Raw genomic sequence first — 21,160 nt, 5'->3', positions numbered from 1 at the left:
AGCAATATTGTTGCTCCTCTCTTATCTGATACTGGTTACTTTTTAAATATTCGTCTTACCGCCTTACCCAGTTTATTCAGGTTGGCAATTTGTTCCTGTATAGGCGCCAGCGTAAGATCTTCTGGTTGCAGGCCCGCTTCCAGTGAGTTAAACTCTCTCTGTTCCGGGTACAGCAGGATCACATTATTATCTTTAAAATGACGTTCCAGTTTGGCCGGAATGTTATCCATATATGCATGATAAGAAAGAGTGCTCTTACGCGCCGTTACCACTACTACCAGGTCATCGCGGGTAATTTCACGGGAAAGGATCAGGAAATCTTCAAGCGTATCAAATTGTTTAAAACTAAGGTCGACACTGAGTTTTGATTTCTCAGAAAAAGCTTCGGTAATGACCTGTGTTTTTGCGTTACAGAATACCAGCAGCCGTGCGCCTGCCTGCTTGGCTAGCATGAACATTTTTTGCAGGTAGTGTAGGAATCCCAGTTCATACTCTGCGTTGGGAGGTATGACCAGCACCATTTTCTTGGTGGTGTTCAGCGGCGAATGGAAATTACATACATATACCGTTTCCCATACCCGTTGTAGAACGTTGTCGAGCGTGGTACCGAAGATATTCCCCAGCCAGCGGTCGGTAGTGCTGGTTCTGTCTGTCCAGCCCAGGATAACATCGCTGATCAGCAATTCCTTGGTGGCGCGGGTAATACCATCAGATACGTTCAGGTCTATGCGGGTAACTACCTGCACCGGGCTTTCTGTGGCAGCAGCATGTATCACTGCTTTTTCCAGCATTTTATTGGTGAGGTGTATCTTTTCTTTGGCTTCGTCGTTATCCTGTACTACGGCCAGCGGGTAAATGGGGGTAGGGGCGCTGGTGTCTTTGATCATCACGGCAAAATCGAGTAAGGATTCGATCCGTTCGGGATTGGATACCGGTACGAGGATCCGTTCCGGTTGTTCCGGATTTTCCGGTTTGTTTTCTGCTTCCTGGATGGCCAGCCGGCGGCCGGCATTTTCTGTTACAAAAGACCCGGTAAGACAGGTGATCAGGATCAGGATTACTGTTCCATTCAACACATTTTCATCTACAATACCCATATTATACCCAATGAGGATAACGGCAATCGTAGCGGCAGCATGGGCGCTGCTGAGGCCGAAGATAACATTCCGCTGGGTATTGCTGTACCTGAACGACAGCTGGGTAAAGAAGGCGGCGAGCCATTTACTGCACAGGGCCATGAGGGTGAGCGCCCCGGCAATGATCAGGGCTTCAGGACCTTTGAGCAGCACCCGCAGATCTACCAGCATCCCTACGCTGATGAGGAAAAACGGAATAAACAGGGCATTTCCCACAAATTCGATCCGGTTCATCAGCGGGGAAGTATGCGGGATCAGCTGGTTGAGGGCCAATCCGGCCAGGAAGGCCCCGATAATACCTTCCACCCCTGCCAGTTCTGCCAGGAAGGCGGCGGCAAATACCAATGCCAGCACAAATATGAAGTGGGATGTTTTATCGTCTTTTATTTTCTTGAAAAACCATCTGCCCAGCATAGGCATCAGCCAGAGGATAATAACGGCAAAAATGGTCAGGGAAATGCCCAAACGTACCCAGAAGTAGGTGTTCAGGTTGCCCGCCTGTGCCCCGGTGATGATGGCAAGGATGAGCAGTACAGCGGTATCGGTGATAATAGTACCTCCCACCGCTACGGTAACGGCCTCATTTTTAGTGATGCCCAGCCGGCTGGCCAGTGGATAGGCCACCAGGGTATGGGTGGCAAACATGCTGGATACCAGCAGGGTAGCCATAAAATTGAAATGCAGTACGTAGGTACATACAACAAATCCCATGATGAGCGGAATAAAAAAGGTAAAAGCACCGAAAATCATGCTACGGTAGCGGTTTTTGCGAAACTCGGTCATGTCCAGCTCCAGGCCGGCCAGGAACATAATATAGAGCAATCCTGCGTTGGCAAACAGGTTAATACTTCCTTTTTCTACTATTTTAAACCCGTGATCCCCGATCAGCATGCCTGCTATGATGAGCCCTATAATACTGGGTATCCTGAATTTACGCAGGATGATAGGGGCCAGCAGTATAATAAACAGCACCAGCGAGAAGATCGGTACAGGATCTTTCAGTGGTAAATTTGTGTCCATGAGTAAAACCAGTCCTTTCATTAATTACCATTTTTATATCTCTAAAATCAGGGTATCGGTCCTAAATATGGATAAATTAACGAATAATCCATGTAATTTTGTGTAAAGCTTTTTTCAAAGATGAGCGATCGTACAAGTACAAAAGTACTGCCGGAGGAAGAAGTAGACGTACTGACAGCGGAAGATGAACAGTTTCCGTTTAGTCTGGTGGTATGGAATGATGAGGTTAATACATTTGATTGGGTGATTGCTTCCCTCGTGGAAGTTTGCGGGCATACGCATGAACAGGCAGAGCAATGTGCCTTAATTATTCATTTTAATGGCAAATACGCCGTAAAACAAGGTGAATATATTAAGCTGCGTCCTTTGTGTGAAGCCCTCCAGGAAAGGGGCCTAAGTGCTACTATTGAAGAAATGGCCGACACCTGATATGTCCGTTTTTCGTCTTAATAAAAAATTAATTTTTCCTCCTGTGCAGCTTGCTGAGCCGGATGGCTTACTGGCGATAGGTGGCGATCTCTCGGTAGAGCGGCTGTTACTGGCCTATCGTTCTGGTATTTTTCCCTGGTACGATGAACCACCTATCCTCTGGTGGAGCCCTGATCCCCGTTTTGTATTATTCCCCGATGAACTGAAGGTGTCTGCCAGTATGAAACAGGTATTGCGGCGGCAACAATTCCGTATTTCCTATAATGAAGATTTTGCGGCTGTAATTCAACGCTGCAGCACCATTCCGAGGCCCGGGCAAACCGGTACCTGGATTACGCCTGAAATGCAGGAAGCCTATATCCGTTTACATAAGGCCGGCTATGCCATGTCGGTGGAATGCTGGCAGGATAACCAATTGGTGGGCGGTCTCTATGGCGTTAAAATGGGCCCATTCTTCTTCGGTGAGTCGATGTTTTCGGATGTGAGCAACGCCTCCAAAGCGGCGTTCATTACCTTTGTACAAGCCTATGCGACCGAACTGAAAATGATCGACTGCCAGGTACATACTACGCATCTGGCCTCCCTGGGAGCGTCTTTCATTAGCCGGGAAGAATTTCTGGAGATCATTGGTTTTTCGTAACTTACTTTTCGCAATCTTATTTCAAACTCCAATTTTCAGGCACTTAAACTTACCCTCATGAAAAAGTTACGGTTATTGCTGCTTATTGCCACCGGCATAAGCTTTATGGCATTTCAACCTCCCGCTAAAAAGGTAGTACGCGAAGACAAAACATTGCTCATCTCTCAATTGCAGGAAACCAGGGACAACCTCCTGAAAGAAGTACAAGGGCTGAGTGATGCACAGCTGGAATATAAAACCGCTCCCGATCGCTGGTCTGTGATAGAATGTGTGGAGCATATTACCCTGATTGAAAAAGCTATTATGGAGGGGGAACAACAACTGGTGAAACAACCGGTAAATCCTGAGAAAAGAACAGAGATCAAAACAACAGATGAGCAAATCATTAAGAATGTGGAAGACCGGAGTCACAAGGCAAAGGCGCCGGAGTTTGGCATACCCAAGCATGCGTATTCTTCTGATGCAGAAGCGATCAAAAACTTTACAGAGCAAAGAAACAAGCTGATTGAGTATGTAACCAATACCAATGATGATTTGCGTAATCATGTGATGAACCACCCGGTACTGGGCATGATTGATGCTTACCAGCTATTGTTGCTGGATGCCGCACATACCAACAGGCATACCCAACAGTTACAGGAAGTGAAAGCAGACGCCGGGTTTCCAAAGTAAGCGAATGACCACAGGCATGGTATAATCATTGTCGCTGACATGGCGTTATTGATGGGCAGAAAATCCAGTTAACGCAGTTCCCAGTCGATCAGCTGGTTATGCCATTCCTGGCGGAAAGGCGTGGTTACTTTGATGTAGTTATCGGTGTAGCCTTCCATCATACCATCTTTACCCAACGATTCAAACAATACTTTCCTGGTTTGGTGCAGGTGCTGTTCGTTGAAGAACTGTTGTTTTTTATGACTGAGGTTACGGAGTATTTTGTTGCGTTCGTTGCGGATATGCACCGGCACTACGGGTTTGATATCCAAGGCGTGTGTATTGGCCCGTTCTGAGTAGGTAAATACGTGGAGGTAGGTGACATCCAGTTCATGCAGGAAGTCGTACGTTTCCTGGAAGTGTGCGTCACTTTCAGCGGGGAAGCCTACAATCACATCTACACCGATGGCGCAATGCGGCATGAATTGTTTGATCAGCGCTACTTTTTCTGCATAGAGTTCCCGGCGGTAGCGGCGGCGCATCAATCCCAGTATTTCGTTACTGCCACTTTGCAGGGGAATATGGAAATGCGGCATGAACTTGCGGCTGTTGGCTACAAATTCGATGATCTCGTTGGTAAGCAGGTTCGGTTCTATGGAGGAAATGCGGTAGCGGGAAATGCCTTCTACCTCATCCAGTTCCTGTGCCAGTTCAAAAAATGATTCTTCTCTTTTTTTACCACCTTCAAAGCCTTTTCCGAAATCGCCCAGATTTACGCCGGTGAGTACGATTTCTTTTACACCGGTAGCGGCAAGGGTATGGGCGTGGGCTACCACGTTGGCCACACTATCACTGCGGCTTTTACCCCTGGCCATCGGGATAGTACAGAAAGCGCAAGTGTAGTCGCAACCATCCTGTACTTTCAGGAAGGTACGGGTGCGGTCGTTGAGGGAGTAAGAGGCATGGAAACTATTCACCTCCTCGATATCACAAGAGCAGATTTTGGTGCTGTCGCCCTTGGTCAGCGTTTTGAGGTGCTCAGCAATATTGAATTTTTCTGCAGCGCCCAGTACCAGGTCTACTCCTTCAATAGAAGCGATTTCCTGTGGTTTCAGCTGGGCATAGCAACCGGTGATGACTACCATGCTGCCTGGAGCGCGGCGTTGTATGCGGCGCACCAGCATACGGCATTCTTTATCGGCATTATCGGTTACCGAACAGGTATTAATCACATATACATCTGCGGTATCTTCAAAATCCGTTTTTACAAACCCATCCTGTTCCAGCAACCTGCCTAAAGTAGAGGTTTCTGAAAAATTCAGCTTACAGCCGAGTGTATGAAATGCTACTGTTTTTACCTGTTCCATAAAGGGAGGCAAAGGTAGGAACTTTTTATGTCATAGTTAGGTAAGGAATTTTGAGTAATTTGCGCGGCGTTCTGTTGTTATATGAAATCCATACAAAAATATCTTCCGGTTATACTCTTATCCGTTTTATTGCTGGCAGGCTGGCAGCAACGCTGGTGGAAGAGTACGTCTACGCCGCCCGGCCCCGGAGCCAGGCCTGTAGTGGTACGTAACGCCACTGCTAACCCGCCTATTACCAACGAAGTGCTTAACCGGCATGCTCACCTGGAGTATACCACTCACGCCATTTGTCGTATGGGTTGCCGTCATGTAACGAAGGCTGAGGTGGAAGAAATCCTGGCCGAAGGAAAAATTAACCCGGAGAAATCGAACCCAGCCGACAAGCCTTGCCCTACCTATGCGCTGGAAGGCTATTCCAGCGAAGGGCAGCACCTGCGGATCGTCTTTGCTCCCTGCGACGAAGAAAATGCAAAAGTGATCACCTGCATCGACCTGGATAAAGACTGGACCTGCCATTGCGATTAACGCGGATTTTGTCGTAGTTTTCCAGCATATTTAAAAAACTTTACAGAGGCGTCTATGAATTTTGTTTTGAAGCCGTTGCGTGTTATTTATGTGATATACGCCGCTGCCGTTTTCCTGGGCATCATGTTTTTGATATTGCCCCCTATATTCCTGGCATCGTTGCTGGGACGGCAGAAAGGGGGAAATATTATATTTTATTTCCTGCGCTTCTGGGCGCATGCCTGGTTCCCGCTGGTGGGAATGTGGGTAACCCGTAAGTATGAATGCGAACGCGATAACGATCCCTGTATTTATGTGGTCAACCACCGTTCTTACCTTGATGCCGCCATCGCCGTAAAAGTAATGCGCCTGCCTTTTCGCCCCCTGGGTAAGGTAGAGCTATCGAAAGTGCCTTTCTTCGGATTTATCTATAGAAATTCTGTAGTAGCGGTCGACCGTTCCAACGCTGCCGCCAGGGCCAGAAGCGTACGCGAAATGATGACCGCACTCCGGGCAGGTATCTCTATCCTGGTATTCCCGGAAGGTACCACCAATGAAAGCGAACAGCCATTACGCCCATTTCACAACGGCGCATTCCGTATGGCGATAGAACTGCAAATGCCTATTAAGCCTGTATTATACCTGGATGCGGGCGACCGCCTGCCGCATAATTTTATGCGCATCAACCCGGGCAAATGCCGCGTGGTATTTTTACCGCCCGTGCCTGTAGCCGGTCTCACCATGGATGATATCAATACCCTGAAACAAAAGGTATACGATATCATGGATGCCGAGTTACGTAAACACCGTCAATATCCAACCCTGCAGCCCATAGGATGAAGTACGCAGATGTAATATTGCCATTGGCGTTGCCCAGAAACTATACTTATGCGGTCCCGGAAAATATGGAAGCATCCCTGCAACCAGGAAGCCGGGTAGCAGTACAGTTAGGGAAACAGAAAAAATATGCAGGTATTGTGAAAGCAATACATGAACAGGCGCCTCCATATAAAACCAAGCCACTGCTGGATATGCTGGATGCCGCTCCTGTCGTATATCCTGTACAGTTAGACTTCTGGACCTGGATTGCCACATATTACATGTGCACAGAAGGGGAAGTGCTCAATGCCGCCCTGCCCGCCCATCTCAAGCTGTCGAGCGAAACACTGCTCCTCTTCAACGAAGAATATGGCGATGATTTCACCGCTCTCGACGACGATGAGTACCTCATCGCAGAAGCCCTGTTGATCCGAAAAGAACTGCGCATAGAAGAAGTACAACTGATCCTTGATAAATCGGAAGTGTATTCAGTGATTAAAAAACTACTGGAGAAAAAAGTATTGCTGATTTATGAAGAGCTGAAGGAAGTATATAAAGAGAAGAAAGAAAACTACGTACAACTGCATGCCGAATACCAGGAAGAATCCCGGCTGGCGGCACTCTTCGATGAAATGGGCCGTGCTCCCAAACAAATGGAGCTGTTACTCGCCTACCTGCATTTGCTGAAAACAGAAGGTAGCGTAAAGCAAACCGCACTGCTGAAAAAATCCGGTGCTACCGCTGCACAACTAAAAGGACTGATCGATAAAAATATTCTCTGGGTAGAAAAACGTACGGTGGATCGTATTGCCACCGGCAAAGTAGATACCCAGATCGATTTTGTACTGAGCCCCGCCCAGGAAACGGCGCTGGAAGAGGTACGCCACCACTTTACCGATAAACAGGTAACCCTGCTGCATGGCGTTACTTCCAGCGGAAAAACACAGGTATATGTGAAGATGATGGAAGAATGCCTGGCTAACGGAAAACAAGTATTGTACCTGTTGCCTGAAATAGGCCTTACGGCACAGATCATCCGCCGTTTGCAGAAACATTTTGGCAGCAGCATCGGTATTTACCATTCCCGTTTTAATAACAACGAGCGGGTGGAGATATGGAACAAGGTAAAGTCAGGAGAGATACAAATTATATTGGGTGCACGTTCCAGCCTTTTATTGCCTTTTAAAGACCTGGGGCTGATCATTCTCGATGAAGAGCATGATTCTTCCTATAAACAGCAGGACCCGGCGCCCCGTTATCATGCCAGGGATGCGGCTATTTATTATGCCAGTCTCTTTAAAGCCAAAGTATTACTGGGATCAGCTACCCCTTCGCTGGAATCGTATTTTAATGCCCAGCAGGGGAAATTCGGATTGGTGGAGCTCAACGAGCGCTTTGGCGGCGTAGAGATGCCGGCCATTGAAATCGTGGATATCAAGAAGGAAATGGCAGAGAAAACGATGGACGGCCATTTCACCGAAGCGCTGAAAAATGCCATCACCCAGAGTATTGCAGATGGTAAACAGGTGATCCTGTTTCAAAACCGCCGGGGATATGCGCCTTTCCTGCTTTGTACCACCTGTGGCTGGATTCCCCACTGTAAGCAATGCGATGTATCGCTCACCTATCACCGCAACCAGGATAAGCTGCACTGCCATTATTGTGGCACCCGTTATCCTTATGTACACACCTGTACGGCCTGTGGTTCTCAAACGCTGGAACCTAAGAGCTTCGGTACAGAGAAGATAGAAGATGACCTGCAGGTAATTTTTCCCCAAGCCCGTATTGCGCGTATGGACATGGATGCGGTACGGAATAAAGACAGCCACAACAAGTTGATTCAACTGTTGGAAGAACGTAGCATCGATATATTGGTGGGCACGCAGATGGTAGTAAAGGGCCTGGATTTTGAAAATGTAAACCTGGTAGGCATCCTGAGCGCCGATAATTTGTTGGGCTTCCCCGATTTCAGGGTGAATGAGCGCGCCTTCCAGTTGATGGAGCAGGTAAGTGGCCGTGCTGGCCGCAAACATGGCATAGGTAAGGTGTTGATTCAAGCCAGCAATACGCGGCACCCTATATTACACTATGTAACCACGCATGATTATAAAGCGATGTATGAATCGGAAATTGCCGAGCGCCAGGCATTTGGTTATCCCCCATTTTTCCGCTTATTGAAATTAACTATCCGGCATAAAAATCAGCAGGTAGCAGAACAGGCGGCCCTGATACTGGCCAGTTGGCTGCAACCCCATATAGGCGCTCAGTTGGTAGGCCCGGCGGCTCCATTGGTAGCGAAGGTGCGCAACAATTACTTACAGGAAATGCTGATTAAGTTGCCCCGCGAGGCCCGGCTTATTGCACACATTAAACGGGTACTCCAGGAGTTTATCATACAGCTCAGAACAGAGAAAAAATTCCGCTCGGTAGTGATCATTCCTGATGTAGACGGCGTTTAAACCATTACTCCTTTACCAATACCAGGTATTGTTGTTGCAGTGCGTGTACTTTGTGTACCAGCTGCGAAAACAGTTGTTTGTTGTTGCCGGTAAAATCGGTTTGGCGGTACCATTCCAATACAAAGATGTTGAGTTGATTTCCATCCTGCTCGCAGCGCATTTTAAGCCCCAGTGCAGGTTGAGCACCGGTGTCGCTGATGTCGGCCTGGAAGGCAGCTTTGTTGGCTACTTTATAGCCCGCAGGCAGCGTAATATGCACACGCTTTTCCTGGTAGTATGGAAACGTGATCTGTACCGGAAGGTTGCCTTCCGGCATGGTTAAGTCTACAGGCACCGTACCTCCCAGGAGTGGCCCCAGGAAGAGGTGTATTTCGTTGTTTTTATTTTCTATGAGAGATGGCGTACGCAGGGTACTATTTACCAGTACAGGTTTATCCAGCATGCGACCGTTGAATACTTCGTTTTCTGCGGTCACCGCCGTTGGTTTCCTCACCCCTGGCTGAAAAGGTAAAATGGCATTGTAAATTTTGAATTTCCCTTCTGTGGAGCCTCCATTAATGGTGAAGGCTGTTTTAATATTTTCTGCGGGGTAGCCGCCGAAAGATTGTTTTACCTCCCATGTTGCATCGGCAAAAGAGGTAAGGGTAGCATCTGTGGTAATATTGCTAAGGGTATAAGGTGGCTGTGGTGTAGTAATAATATCTGTCAACACTTTGCTTTCCTGACCTACGAGGGTATCGCGGCAGCGTATTGCGGGAATATTGGCCCAGGTGGGCGGATAGCAGGGAAAGCGTGTATTCATTTCCGTGGGGGCCAGTGCCTGTTGTACCGTGGGGAAGTACAGTAGTACATTTGACGGCAGTTGCCGGACCACCAGTTGGCTGTCGATCAGTAAACTATCCCTGGAGGATGTAAACAGTATTTGTGTGGGAATATTCAGCACGTAGTACACCGCATTCAGCAACCGGGTGAAGCCGGCTTTTTCTGCGCGCCGGTTTCGTAAAATGCTGATCAGGTCTACTGTTTCGCCGGTTTCTTCCGGTGGCACCAGTTGTATATTTGATTTTATGTATTGTTCAACCAGGTAAATCATTTGCGTGGCGGGCATCCGTTGCTGGGTAAAAGGCCACTTCTGTATTTCTTTCTCCAGTTGTTTATATTCTGCTTTGGAAACGGCTACGAAGGGGATATAGTTATCTTCTCCAAACTGTTGCCAGGTCATGCGGCTGGTATCTTTCCCATCGATAGCCTGGTGAAGGGCAAAGTCTACGCGCTGCAGCTGGGGCAGCATGTAATAGAGGTCATTATTTTTGAGCGCCGGCATATGCGGTACGTTCAGCCAATAATAATGTTTGCTGTTGGCACCGGTACTATCGCTGATAGGGGGTAATCCGGAGGTGCTTTTAAGTTTGAACGACATTCCCTTGGGCGCCACCAGTGTAAAGCTGACATGGTTGCAGGGGAGGGAGGATTGCAGGAAATCCGAGCCGGCGTAGCTAAAGTCCACTTTCAGGTTTAGTTCATATTCAATTTCACTGCCGGGTTGCAGTGCCAGTTGTGTTACTACCACGGCACTGCGGTCATCGCTGAGGTGTATCATACGTACCTGGTCGGCAAGATCAGCTACTTCTCCATTGGGATGCAGGGCGCGCAGGTGCAGGCCTCTCAAGGTTTCATTGGCCTCAAAATCCATGATGAGTTGGGTGAGACTGTCGGCACCTGCGCGGGTATTGATTTTTACAATTTTATAGATGGTTTTGTACTGTGTACATCCAGCGGATCTGTCGCCCGCGCTGACATTGAAATCCCTGATGATACGATAGTCAATTACAGCATAAGGTTCATTGGTAGCGGGCACTGTATGCAGCTGAGGTTTTTCTTTCCATATTTCAGGGAAGTAGCTGTTTACCTGTGCCTGTATATATGTTGGCAGTATTGCCATGCCTGCCACAGCCAGTAAAAGGAACCATTTTTTCATACGGGATAAAGATAAGACTCAAATCCCGGATTTCATGAAGCGCCCATCTGCTGGATAGCATCGGATTCATAGACGCTGATGCCGGCTTCTGTTTCTTTAGCAGCAGCTATCATGGCATTGGCCACCGTGGCGGCTTTAATGGGCCGGTATTTTTTCCATCTCCCCTGTAACAGGAAATAAAATAGCTGGATAAGATATTTTCCCAGCCATTCGCCCAGGCGGAATTCTTTTCGGGAACCTATCAGCATGGAGGGGCGAAAAATGGCAATACTGTGGAAGCCGGCTTGTTGTATGGCATCTTCCATTTCTCCTTTGGTACGGAGATAAAAATTGCGGGAATGGGCATTGGCGCCGACAGACGACATCACCAATATTTGTGATACGCCCTGCTCATGCGCTATCCTGGCGCATTTTACGGGGATACCGTAATCTACTGCCCTGAATCGTTCTTGCGATCCCGCTTTTTTGATGGTGGTGCCGATACAACAAAACAACGCATCACCCTGTAAAGCGGCAGCGAGATTGTCGTCATCTTCAAAATCCACGATCACGCTTTCCAGCTTAGGCCTGGAATGCGCCCAGGGCCTGCGGATCAACACTTTTACTTTGTCAAAGGCAGGGTCTTGCAACAGGGCTGCTACCAGGTGGGTGCCTGTAAGTCCGGTAGCTCCTATGACAATCGCAGTCTTGTTCATGAAAATGGATTAATGGATTTGGAAATTTCTAAATGATTTGCGGCTATCTTTGCTGACCATAAATTTAAGTTATTATGCAGGTATCAGAAAATGTTCTGCTCAAATCCTATAATACATTCGGTATCGGCGCCCATGCGCGGTATTTTGCAACTTTTGCGTCTGTGGAAGACCTGATGGCTTTAACGGAGCAACAGCAGCGGAGCAATTTGCCCCGGATGATACTGGGAGGCGGCAGTAATATCCTGTTTACCGGCGATTTTAATGGCTGGATGCTGAAGAATGAGCTAAAAGGCATCACAGTAGTAAAGGAAGATAACGACTACGTATATGTGAAAGCGGGCGCCGGTGAAAACTGGCATGGCTTTGTACTGCATTGTATCGCCCTGCAGTTGGGAGGCCTGGAAAATCTGTCGCTGATCCCCGGTAATGTAGGCGCCAGCCCTATGCAAAATATCGGCGCTTACGGGGTGGAAATAAAAGACGTTTTTCATGAGCTGGAAGCCCTGCACCTCGATGAGCACCGCGTTGTTACCTTCAACAATGCTGATTGTCAGTTTGGCTACCGGGAAAGTGTTTTTAAAAGACAATACCGTAACCAGTTCGCTATCCTGTCTGTTACCTACCGGCTCAGTAAAAAGCCGCATTTCAACACCAGCTACGGCGCTATCAACGAAGAACTGCAACGCATGAATGTGCAAACGCTGTCTATACAGGCTATCAGCCAGGCGGTGATCAATATCCGTTCTTCTAAATTGCCCAACCCGGCAGAAATAGGCAATGCAGGCAGCTTCTTTAAGAACCCCACCATCCCTCAGGAACAATATGAGGCTTTACATGCTGCTTTCCCGCAACTGGTGGCCTACCCTGTAGCCAACAACGCTTTCAAGCTGGCTGCAGGCTGGCTGATAGAACAATGTGGTTGGAAAGGTTACCGCAAAGGCGACGCTGGCGTACATGCCAAACAAGCGCTGGTGCTGGTAAATTATGGAGGAGCTACGGGGAAAGAAATTTACCAGTTGTCGCAGGAAGTGGTAGATAGTGTACAGGCGAAGTTCGGTGTGGAGCTGGAAAGGGAAGTGAATATCTTATAAAAGGAAACGCGTTTACGCATTTCCTTTTATATGTGCAATGATTTTTCCTGCATGTTCCCTGGAGTTTTCTATGAACCACACATGCGTGTTCATCCCGCCACATACCACTCCCGCAAGGTACATGCGGGGCATATTGGTTTCCATGGTAAGCGGGTTATATACCGGCATTTTTATCGCATCATCGGATAAAGTGATTCCTGCATTTTCCAGGAAAGCAAAATTTGGCTGGTAGCCGGTCATGGCAATAACGAAGTCGTTGGCGATGGTGATATTACCATCCGGCGTGGCAATATCTACTTCTTTTTCCCGGATAGCCAGTACCGACGATTTGAAGCAGGCTTTGATAGATCCTTCTTTGATACGGTTTTCTATATCCGGTTTTACCCAGTATTTCACTCTCGATCCAATGGCATCTTCGCGGATGACCATGGTTACGCGTGCGCCTTTGCGATATGTTTCCAGGGCGGCATCTACGGCGGAGTTGTGTGCGCCGATCACCAATACATCCTGGGTGGCGTAAAAGTGCGGATCCTTATAGTAGTGCGTTACTTTTGGCAACTGTTCACCCGGTACATTAAGCAGGTTGGGAATATCGTAAAAACCGGTGGCAATAACGATGTGCCGGGCATGCCAGGTACGGTGACTGGTAGTTACCGTATATTCGTTGGCGTTAGGCACGATCTGTTGTACTTCTTCAAACAGTTTTATATTCAGTTCATGAGAAGTGGCTACCCGGCGATAGTATTCCAGCGCTTCCGGCCGGGTAGGCTTGGGGTTGATAGACACAAAAGGCACATTCCCGATTTCCAGTCTTTCGGAAGTAGAAAAGAAGGTCATGTACAGCGGATAGTTATAGAGAGAATTGACCACACAGCCCTTTTCTATAATCACATAAGAAAGACCTGCTTTCTTGGCTTCCAGTGCGCAAGCCAGGCCAATAGGGCCTCCGCCTACAATCAAAACATCAAACGCAGCATTCATACAATCCTATTTTGTTATAACGCCGCTATATAATCCAGCAGGCGATACATGGTTTCGTTATTGGCTTCCAGCAGGTTCATGTGCTGGCGTATTTTTTCTTCACTTTGAACAAAGGCGCCACCGGCGCTAATATCGTTGGCACAATGGAGCAACAGGCTATCGATGATTTCGGGGGTAAATTCCATGTGAAACTGCAGACCTATGACCCGGTCGCCGTAAATAAAGGCCTGGTGGCTGCAGGCGGCCGATGCGGCAAAACGGGTGGCTCCGGCAGGCACATCGAAGGTATCGCCATGGAAATGGAAGGTATTGAAATGATGTGGAAGTATGTTTTCCAGTGGTGCGGCCTGCGCCTGGAAACTGAGATCCAGCGGGAACCAGCCAATTTCCTTTAGTGTATGCGGATATACATTGGCGCCCATGGCGGCGGCGATGAGCTGTGCGCCCAGGCAAATGCCCAGTACCTTTTTATTTTGTTGTATGGCATCCCGGATCAGCGCTATTTCTGTGGTCATCCAGGGGAGCTGGTCCTGTTCATACACTGCCATAGGGCCTCCCAGTACAATCAGCCAGTCGGCGGCTGCCAGGGCAGTTGCATCTGTGCTTTCATACCAGCGGGTATGGGTGAGCTGATGCTGGTGGCTGGCTGCCCAATTGGTAATGCAGCCAGGGCCTTCAAACGGCGCATGTTGAAAGTAATGAATATGCATATGCGGCATGGTAAAATTGGTATACGAAGATACACCCGCTATTTTACTTCTGCTCTCGCCAGCCGGAAATATTCATATCCTTTCATATTCTTACTCTTTTCGCCGAAGTACTGTGCCCTATAATCTGTGGCGCCTCCTTCATAGCGGAGTTCCATGTTGTAACTATCCAGGTAGGTGCGCAGCTCGTTGGGACACATGCCGAAATCCCAGTTTTCGCCGGCCCGCTTCAGCAGGCGGTCTATCCGATGGAAACCATAAAATGCCTTTGGATTTTCCAGCACAGCACGGTCTGCATAGGTAAAGATGATCTGTGTGCCGGAACGTAATTGTTTGATATAATGAAAGATCATTTCCGCCTGCCGGGCTTCCTGGCTGGAGGTAACGCCTTCCCAGAGAAACAGGCTTTTATAATGCTCGCGGTGAAAGAGCTGGGGAATAACATCTGAGATGCTTTCGGTATTCATGTCCAGCGGAATATAGTCGACATGTACGGCCGGTAATCCTCCCAGTGAATTGATAATGCTGCGTTTGCGGCGTTGTATATCCGGATGGTCCAGTTCCACGTAATGTACGGGCAGGCCGGGACTTAACCGGTGAGGCCTGGTGTCGTAAGTAGCATTGAGGATAATGACCTGGTTAATACCTTCGTTTTTGATCGCGTGACAGATCATGTCGTCAATCAGTTTCGTCCGGGCGGCAGCTGCAGTAAAGGTACCTGGCCAGCGTATTTGTATGCTGGCGGCTACTATCTTCCGGATCAACTGAATGCTGCAACAGGCAATGATGATTTGCCAGGATTTGGAAAGAAAGGCAGTGGCGAACGGATCGTGAAAAAGTCTTTCTTTTTCTGGCCCGGAGCTTTCAATGGCTCTGAAGGTGGCCATATAAATGCCAGATTTGTTGGCGGGTGACCGGCTCATGGATAACGTGTAGTCATTAAGGTTACTGAGAATTACATTCTGCTGGTTGTTTTGATTTGGCTTTCGAGCTGTCGGATAAACAAATATATGTAAAATGAGAATAGGGTTATCAGGGGATTTTCCTCGGTATGCTATACCAGGCAGCGGATGGCGATCAGGGTGCCGATGCTGATCAGTACCCACAGCAATACACCATGCAGTAAAGGCTTACGGCCTATTCCGCGGAGTGCTTCCCGGGTAAGGTTGGTGCCAATGAGGAACAGCGTCAGGGAGAGCCCTGTCTTAGCTCCTTTGACCATCAGGGGCGCCAGGGATTGCACCAGGGGAACCCAGGTGTTGAGCAGCATCGCGATAATGAAGATGCCGATGAACCAGGGGATTTTTATTTTGCCGGTATCTGTTTTAAACAGCAGCGTGGTAATGAAGGCCACCGGGATGATCCAGAGGGCGCGGGATAACTTTACGGTAGTCGCTATTTGCAGGGCTTCTTCTCCATATTTGTTGGCTGCCCCTATTACGGAGCTGGTATCATGGATGGCGATGGCGCTCCATAGTCCAAACTGTTGCTGGGTAAGGTGCAGCGCATGACCTATTGCCGGAAATATGAAAAGGGCGAGGGCATTGAGCAGGAATATAATACCCAGGGCTACGGAAATTTGTTTTTCGCCTGCCTTCATCACGGGCGCAATAGCGGCGATGGCGCTGCCGCCACAGATAGCGGTACCGCAGGAAACCAGGTGGGCGGTGTGTTTATCTACGCCCAGTAATTTACCTAACAGGGCGCCAGTCAGTAAGGTAGCTGCAATGGCTGCCACGGTAAAGAGAAAACCTTCCTGGCCGGCTTTCAGCGCGCTGTGTACATTCATGCCAAACCCCATCCCGATAATAGACAACTGTAACAGCCAGTGGGTAATCCGGGGGGTGACTGCCGCGAATGGATTACCGGTAGTTTGCGCGAGGGCAAAGCCCATCAGTAATGCTACGGGTGGCGGAACCACCGGCAGCAGCGTGATGGCGGCTGCCGTAACAAAGATTATTTTGGGTGTAAAAGCCGTTAGCCAGTGCTCACTTATTTGATGATGTTGCATACACGAAACGATTGTAATGAGGCACAAAGTTCCGTATAGTGGCGGTCGGAGTCAAATGATGATCTGTAATGGGTGATAACCGTTAGTTATGACCTTAATCAACAGCGAGAATGAACTTATTGAATTTCTGCGCAAAATCTTCTTTCAGGCTATTGTCTATGCCGCTTAGATAGTTGACGGTAAAACCCCGTTGTAAGCGGCGGGCACTGCTGCCGTCTACCTGCAGTGGACGGGAGTGCAGCACGCCAATGAGTTGCTGCCCCTGGAATACAAGCGCCAGCCGGTATAGCGGGCTGGGGTCGTCGATGCCACTTTCGTAATTGAAGTAAAGTATATATGGTTTAAGGGTCTTTTCTTCTTCGAGGTTAAAGTTGTGGATGAAGGATTGCATATCGGTGATACTGCGACCGTTATGCTGTTTCATATAACCGGCGAGCGCCGTTTCGATAATGCTGCCGCCCCGGATATTTTTCTTTTCCGTGTAGCCGTTAACGGTAGCCCACATTTTTTCGCCATTGGTAGCCACGGGTAATTTGATATCGCGTTCTAATACGCCTGCGGCTACGCCATTGACCTTTATTTTGCGGCCTTTACGGAACAAGGGCTTGCTGTATTCCTGTGGGGTGATATCAAAATCTACGCTTACGGGGTACCAGTCTTTTTTCAGTGGGGCGCATCGCAGCGGAATATAATCTTCCAGTGAAACGATAGGATCTCCCCCGGGGCTATTGCGTATTACCGCATTGCCGCTGATTCTTTCGCCCAGTATGGGGGCGCTGGCAGTTGTTTTGGCTGTATTCTTTCTAGCAGGAGCAGGTATTTTAGTGCTGATGTGCGCATTTTCTTCATTATCGTATTTACTGTGCTTATCTGTCAGGTTGCAGGAAGCCAGCAATACTGCCAATCCAAGGCAGGATGAAATTTTGTTGAGATGCATATGTCCAGTTACTGTTTTATGAGATGGGAGGGACTCTGACCTCCATCTGGGCTGCATCCGCACAAAGATTAGGCCTAGAATTCAGAAAAGATAACTGTGTCGGCTGTTTGAAGGCGATGAATTTGTTTCATGCTGGAGAAAGGGTCGAGGGGAGACCAGTCTTTTGCCGTAAACAGCTGGATATTTTTGCCACGTAACCGTTGATCAAGTTGGTCGGAACTCAGGTGGCCGGTAGCTTTTTTGGAGATGTAATAAATTTTGGGATCATTCTTCAAGTGAATAACAATGCCGGGGGAGCCATTTTTAATTTCTTGCACCACGCCGCTGGTCGGAAGGCAATTCTTTTTATTGGCCCTGCTGACAGAGGGAATGCCGGAAATAAGCAATACAAGTATTAACGTGGCTACGAGCAATAAAGCTGCGAGACCTCTTTTGTTGGCTTGTTTTTTCATGAATGGTTGTTGGCGTTATAGGTCAGGTACAGTGTGGACTCAAATTACGAAATATATGAATAAAAAAGCAGGCGTTGAGGGCCTGCTTATATCTTGTTATTATTTTTCTTTTTTGTTTCCGGCATCTTCCTCTTCTTCCCAGTCGTCGTTTTCATCCCAGTCATCATCTTCCCAGTCATCGTCTTCCTCTTCTTCTACCAGGAGACTTTGTTCGGAGCCGGGTTCTATATCATTTTCGCGCCAGTAGGCTACAATTTCATCGGCTTTCTGTTGTATGGGCGTAAAGTCGCGAATGGTATTATCTTCGAACTGTACTTCCACATCTGGCATGCCTTTAATGGCATTGAAACACTCCTGGAGCAGGGTAATGTTGGAAGGTGCATTCCGGAGGGCGCTGTAGGATAGCCTGATGGCATCGAACGGGCCACTGTTGTGAAACACCTCTTCTCCATTGAGCATGGGGAAGAGCCATACCAGTACATCATCTCCGGTGTCTTCACTGTTGAGGATACCGAAAAAGTCATCGAGTTGCTCAAAACCAAGCGGGGCCAGGGTAGCGAAGTTTTTATTCCTTGGCGGAAACTTAGGATGCTCTTCTCCTGTAATTAAGAATAATTCACCGAACCTGGGCTTCTCTTTGGCAAACCTGAAGTCAATGAGGATGTCGTTTTCCATTGATGGTTATTCTGTTTTCTACTGTAATTTAATAGTTTAATCGGAAGGTATTATAAAAAAGTTCTACTGGATAATAGCGGCGGCAATTCTCCGGTATGCGTACAGGTATTTGTTTAGCCGGGCAACATCCGTTTCTTTTACGTCTGGCATGCGACGGATATCCATATTATCGGTGAGATCGTTCAGTTTAACTACGCAGGCAAGGCGATTCTGCAGGGTGCGGTCTACAAAATGGTCGTAATCTTCGTCTTCATCGGATTTGGTAACACAATACAGGGCAGCCAGTAAATGTGGCGCCAGGCCTTCTTTTTCCAATGCTTCGAAGGTCCAATCGGTATCTTCTACGAGGTCGTGCAGGACGCCAACTATTTTTTCATCTTCGGTACGACCCATTTGCATTACCCGGAATACGTGTCCCAGGTAGGGCTGCCCGTATTTGTCCAACTGGTCTTTATGTGCTTCGGTGGCGATTGCGATCGCTCTGCTCAGATTCATGGTATAAATTTAGGGATTTTCCCCTGCCCGGATTTCAAGCGGACAGGGAAAAATCCCTGAATTAAAATTTATTTACATGAAATGGTAACGTACAAAGGCTTCCATAGCGGCATATTGCTGCAACCCTAAGCGGTCATAGAGGGAAGCGGTGTTGGCGTTACGGTCTTCTGCACGCTGCCAGAACTCGCGAAGGTCGGTACCCTGGAAAGGCACTACGTCTTTCTGACTCTGGTGAATGAAGATACCGAGGCGTTTCTGGAGTACCTGGTCAGGGCTCATTGGAACAGCCATTTCAATTTCATGGATATCCCATTCCTGCCATGCGCCTTTATACAGCCATACCCAGCAGTCTTTCGCCCAGTCTTCTGTTTTCACGATTTCCAGTGCGGCGAAGATAACGTCCAGGCATACTTTGTGGGTGCCATGCGGATCGGCGAGGTCGCCCGCGCAATAGATCTGTTGTGGTTTCAGTTTGCGGAGCAGTTCCACGGTCAATGCCACATCTTCTGGTCCCATTGGTTTCTTTTCCACCAGGCCGGTTTCATAGAAAGGCAGGTTCTGGAAATGTGCATTTTCTTCCGGGATACCTACGTAACGGCAGGTAGCTTTAGCCTCGCAACGACGAATCAACCCTTTGATAGCGCGGATTTCCGGGGTATCTTTCTGGCTTGGTTTCTTGGTGCGGATAAACGCTTTGGCCTCATCCAGGATCATGGAGCTCTTGCTCTTATCGATGTCGAACATGCCTTCGAAACCTACGGCAAAGTCGATAAAGCGTAGCAGGAACTCATCGGTTACGGCGATATTACCGGAAGTCTGGTAAGCTACGTGTACATCATGACCTTGCTCATGCAGACGGATAAAAGTACCACCCATAGAAATGATATCGTCATCCGGGTGTGGAGAGAAGATCAGGGCACGTTTTTTAGCCGGCTCTGAACGTTCCGGGTGGTGAGGCAACTGTGGGCCAGGTTTGCCGCCGGGCCAGCCGGTAATGGTATCGCGGATAGCGTTGAATTCTTTGATATTGAGCTCATAGGCAGAACCATATTGTACGATCAGGTCGTTCAAACCATTTTCGTTATAGTCCTTATCGGTGAGCATCAGGATAGGTTTATTCAGCTTTAATGCCAGGCTGGTTACTGCTTTGCGGATCAGACCAGGGGTCCATTCGCAATCGCCGGTGAGCCAGGGTTCATTGAAGCGGGTGAGGTCTGCAGCTGCCTGCTCATCGATGGTGAATTTGCAGTTAGGATGCTGCTGAAGCAGGGATGCAGGCACCTGGTCGGTACTGTGACCTTCTACAGAGCGGCGTACAATTTTGGCTTTGTGCGAACCCCAGGCCATCAGCAAGATGCGTTTGGCTTTGAAGATGCTGCTGAGACCCATTGTAATGGCCAAACGAGGCACCTGGCTCATGTTGGGGAACTCGTAAGCGTTGGCCAAGCGGGTGCTGTTGTCGAGCGTTACCAGGCGGGTGTGGGAATTCATATTGGCGCCTGGTTCGTTGAAACCTATATGACCGTTGTTACCGATACCCAGCACCTGGATGTCGATACCACCTAAAGATTCAATGCGTTTGTCGTATTCTTCGCAGTATTTTTTGATCTGATCTTTCGGGATCGTACCATCCGGAATGAAGTACTGGCCATCCGGGATATCTACATGATTGAAGAGGTGTTCTTTCATAAAGCGGTTGTAGCTCTGTAAAGCATCCGGCTCTATGGGATAATATTCATCCAGGTTAAAAGTAATCACATTTTTGAAGCTCAATCCTTCTTCCTTGTGCATACGTACGAGCTCTGCGTACATGTATTTAGGCGTAGAGCCGGTGGCAAGTCCTAAAATACATTTTTGACCGGCAGCCTGCTTTTCGCGGATTAACGCGGCAATTTCCTGCGCCACTGCTTTGGAACCCTCTTTGGCAGAAGGATGTATTTCCACAGCAATTTGTTCAAAGCTGTCGATCAGTTCGATTTCCTGATGATTAATCGTCATTTGTAAACGTTTTTGATTAGATGCGGTTTAAAAACGAGCCGGAAAATTAAAGAATTTACTGCTAATGCACATTATTATTTAGCAATATTTAATTTTTATTTCTTTAGCTTGTATG

Annotated in this window: 19 protein-coding genes and 1 pseudogene; 7 read left to right on the top strand and 13 right to left on the bottom strand. The window is 48.1% G+C overall.

Going from position 1 to position 21,160, the window contains the following annotated elements; translation table 11 throughout:
• Positions 1–35: 35 nt before the first annotated feature.
• Positions 36–2,177: a cation:proton antiporter gene (locus FHW36_RS20980; protein ID WP_145671543.1), complete on the bottom strand. Its 2,142-nt coding sequence runs from the start codon at positions 2,175–2,177 to the stop codon at positions 36–38.
• A 99-nt stretch (positions 2,178–2,276) separates the two neighbouring features.
• On the opposite strand from FHW36_RS20980, the gene FHW36_RS20975 reads away from it, so the two are divergent.
• From FHW36_RS20975 to FHW36_RS20965, 3 genes are read left to right on the top strand one after another with little or no spacing between them, the layout of a single operon-like run.
• Positions 2,277–2,585 carry an ATP-dependent Clp protease adaptor ClpS gene (locus FHW36_RS20975; protein WP_145671542.1) on the top strand — a complete coding sequence of 103 codons (309 nt, stop codon included), beginning with the start codon at positions 2,277–2,279 and terminating at the stop codon, positions 2,583–2,585.
• Positions 2,586–2,628: 43 nt separating this feature from the next.
• Complete coding sequence (aat, locus tag FHW36_RS20970) at positions 2,629–3,225, top strand: leucyl/phenylalanyl-tRNA--protein transferase (RefSeq protein ID WP_246121204.1); 597 nt, start codon at positions 2,629–2,631, stop codon at positions 3,223–3,225.
• A 57-nt stretch (positions 3,226–3,282) separates the two neighbouring features.
• The gene (locus FHW36_RS20965) at positions 3,283–3,897 is read left to right on the top strand and encodes a DinB family protein (RefSeq protein ID WP_145671540.1); all 615 of its coding nucleotides are present in this window, start codon (positions 3,283–3,285) and stop codon (positions 3,895–3,897) included.
• 68 nt (positions 3,898–3,965) lie between these two features.
• On the opposite strand, the gene mtaB is transcribed toward FHW36_RS20965, so the two are convergent.
• Entirely contained in the window at positions 3,966–5,243 is a 1,278-nt protein-coding gene (mtaB, locus tag FHW36_RS20960) for a tRNA (N(6)-L-threonylcarbamoyladenosine(37)-C(2))-methylthiotransferase MtaB (protein WP_145671749.1), read from the bottom strand.
• Between the two features lie 81 nt (positions 5,244–5,324).
• On the opposite strand from mtaB, the gene FHW36_RS20955 reads away from it, so the two are divergent.
• The 3 genes from FHW36_RS20955 to priA are packed head-to-tail and all read left to right on the top strand — an operon-like array spanning position 5,325 to position 9,025.
• On the top strand, positions 5,325–5,768 hold the full coding sequence (locus tag FHW36_RS20955; RefSeq protein ID WP_145671539.1) for a DUF4258 domain-containing protein: 444 nt from the start codon (positions 5,325–5,327) through the stop codon (positions 5,766–5,768).
• Between the two features lie 54 nt (positions 5,769–5,822).
• On the top strand, positions 5,823–6,587 hold the full coding sequence (locus tag FHW36_RS20950; RefSeq protein WP_145671538.1) for a lysophospholipid acyltransferase family protein: 765 nt from the start codon (positions 5,823–5,825) through the stop codon (positions 6,585–6,587).
• Positions 6,584–9,025, top strand: coding sequence for a replication restart helicase PriA (gene priA, locus FHW36_RS20945; RefSeq protein WP_145671537.1), 2,442 nt, complete (start codon positions 6,584–6,586; stop codon positions 9,023–9,025). Before FHW36_RS20950 ends, priA begins: the two co-directional genes overlap by 4 nt.
• A gap of 4 nt (positions 9,026–9,029) precedes the next feature.
• Here the strand turns inward: priA and FHW36_RS20940 are convergent, their stop codons facing one another.
• A complete protein-coding gene (locus tag FHW36_RS20940; protein ID WP_145671536.1) occupies positions 9,030–11,003 on the bottom strand; it encodes a DUF3857 domain-containing protein in 1,974 nt (657 codons plus the stop codon).
• A gap of 32 nt (positions 11,004–11,035) precedes the next feature.
• Positions 11,036–11,698 (bottom strand): oxidoreductase, encoded by a 663-nt coding sequence (locus tag FHW36_RS20935; protein WP_145671535.1) that lies wholly within the window; start codon positions 11,696–11,698, stop codon positions 11,036–11,038.
• 74 nt (positions 11,699–11,772) lie between these two features.
• On the opposite strand from FHW36_RS20935, the gene murB reads away from it, so the two are divergent.
• Positions 11,773–12,789, top strand: a complete 1,017-nt coding sequence (murB, locus tag FHW36_RS20930) for a UDP-N-acetylmuramate dehydrogenase (protein WP_145671534.1) — start codon at positions 11,773–11,775, stop codon at positions 12,787–12,789.
• Positions 12,790–12,801: 12 nt separating this feature from the next.
• Here murB and FHW36_RS20925 read toward each other — a convergent pair whose 3' ends face one another.
• The 9 genes and pseudogenes from FHW36_RS20925 to nagB all read right to left on the bottom strand — a co-directional run.
• The gene (locus FHW36_RS20925) at positions 12,802–13,770 is read right to left on the bottom strand and encodes a YpdA family putative bacillithiol disulfide reductase (RefSeq protein WP_145671533.1); all 969 of its coding nucleotides are present in this window, start codon (positions 13,768–13,770) and stop codon (positions 12,802–12,804) included.
• Between the two features lie 14 nt (positions 13,771–13,784).
• A complete protein-coding gene (locus FHW36_RS20920) occupies positions 13,785–14,480 on the bottom strand; it encodes a type 1 glutamine amidotransferase (protein WP_186452548.1) in 696 nt (231 codons plus the stop codon).
• A 38-nt stretch (positions 14,481–14,518) separates the two neighbouring features.
• Entirely contained in the window at positions 14,519–15,400 is an 882-nt protein-coding gene (locus tag FHW36_RS20915; protein ID WP_145671531.1) for a class I SAM-dependent methyltransferase, read from the bottom strand.
• Between the two features lie 131 nt (positions 15,401–15,531).
• On the bottom strand, positions 15,532–16,488 hold the full coding sequence (locus FHW36_RS20910; protein WP_145671530.1) for a YeiH family protein: 957 nt from the start codon (positions 16,486–16,488) through the stop codon (positions 15,532–15,534).
• A 94-nt stretch (positions 16,489–16,582) separates the two neighbouring features.
• Positions 16,583–17,425, bottom strand: coding sequence for a hypothetical protein (locus FHW36_RS20905; RefSeq protein WP_145671529.1), 843 nt, complete (start codon positions 17,423–17,425; stop codon positions 16,583–16,585).
• Between the two features lie 74 nt (positions 17,426–17,499).
• Entirely contained in the window at positions 17,500–17,877 is a 378-nt protein-coding gene (locus FHW36_RS30590) for a hypothetical protein (protein ID WP_186452546.1), read from the bottom strand.
• Positions 17,878–17,976: 99 nt separating this feature from the next.
• The gene (locus tag FHW36_RS30585; protein ID WP_186452545.1) at positions 17,977–18,552 is read right to left on the bottom strand and encodes a hypothetical protein; all 576 of its coding nucleotides are present in this window, start codon (positions 18,550–18,552) and stop codon (positions 17,977–17,979) included.
• Between the two features lie 63 nt (positions 18,553–18,615).
• Complete coding sequence (locus tag FHW36_RS20895; protein ID WP_145671527.1) at positions 18,616–19,047, bottom strand: phosphohydrolase; 432 nt, start codon at positions 19,045–19,047, stop codon at positions 18,616–18,618.
• Positions 19,048–19,119: 72 nt separating this feature from the next.
• A pseudogene (nagB, locus tag FHW36_RS20890) lies at positions 19,120–21,051 on the bottom strand (glucosamine-6-phosphate deaminase); the annotation flags it as partial.
• Positions 21,052–21,160 lie beyond the last annotated feature (109 nt).

Source organism: Chitinophaga polysaccharea, from assembly GCF_007829335.1.
Lineage (GTDB): Bacteria > Bacteroidota > Bacteroidia > Chitinophagales > Chitinophagaceae > Chitinophaga > Chitinophaga polysaccharea_B.
This window is presented reverse-complemented; position numbering and strand designations above follow the sequence as displayed.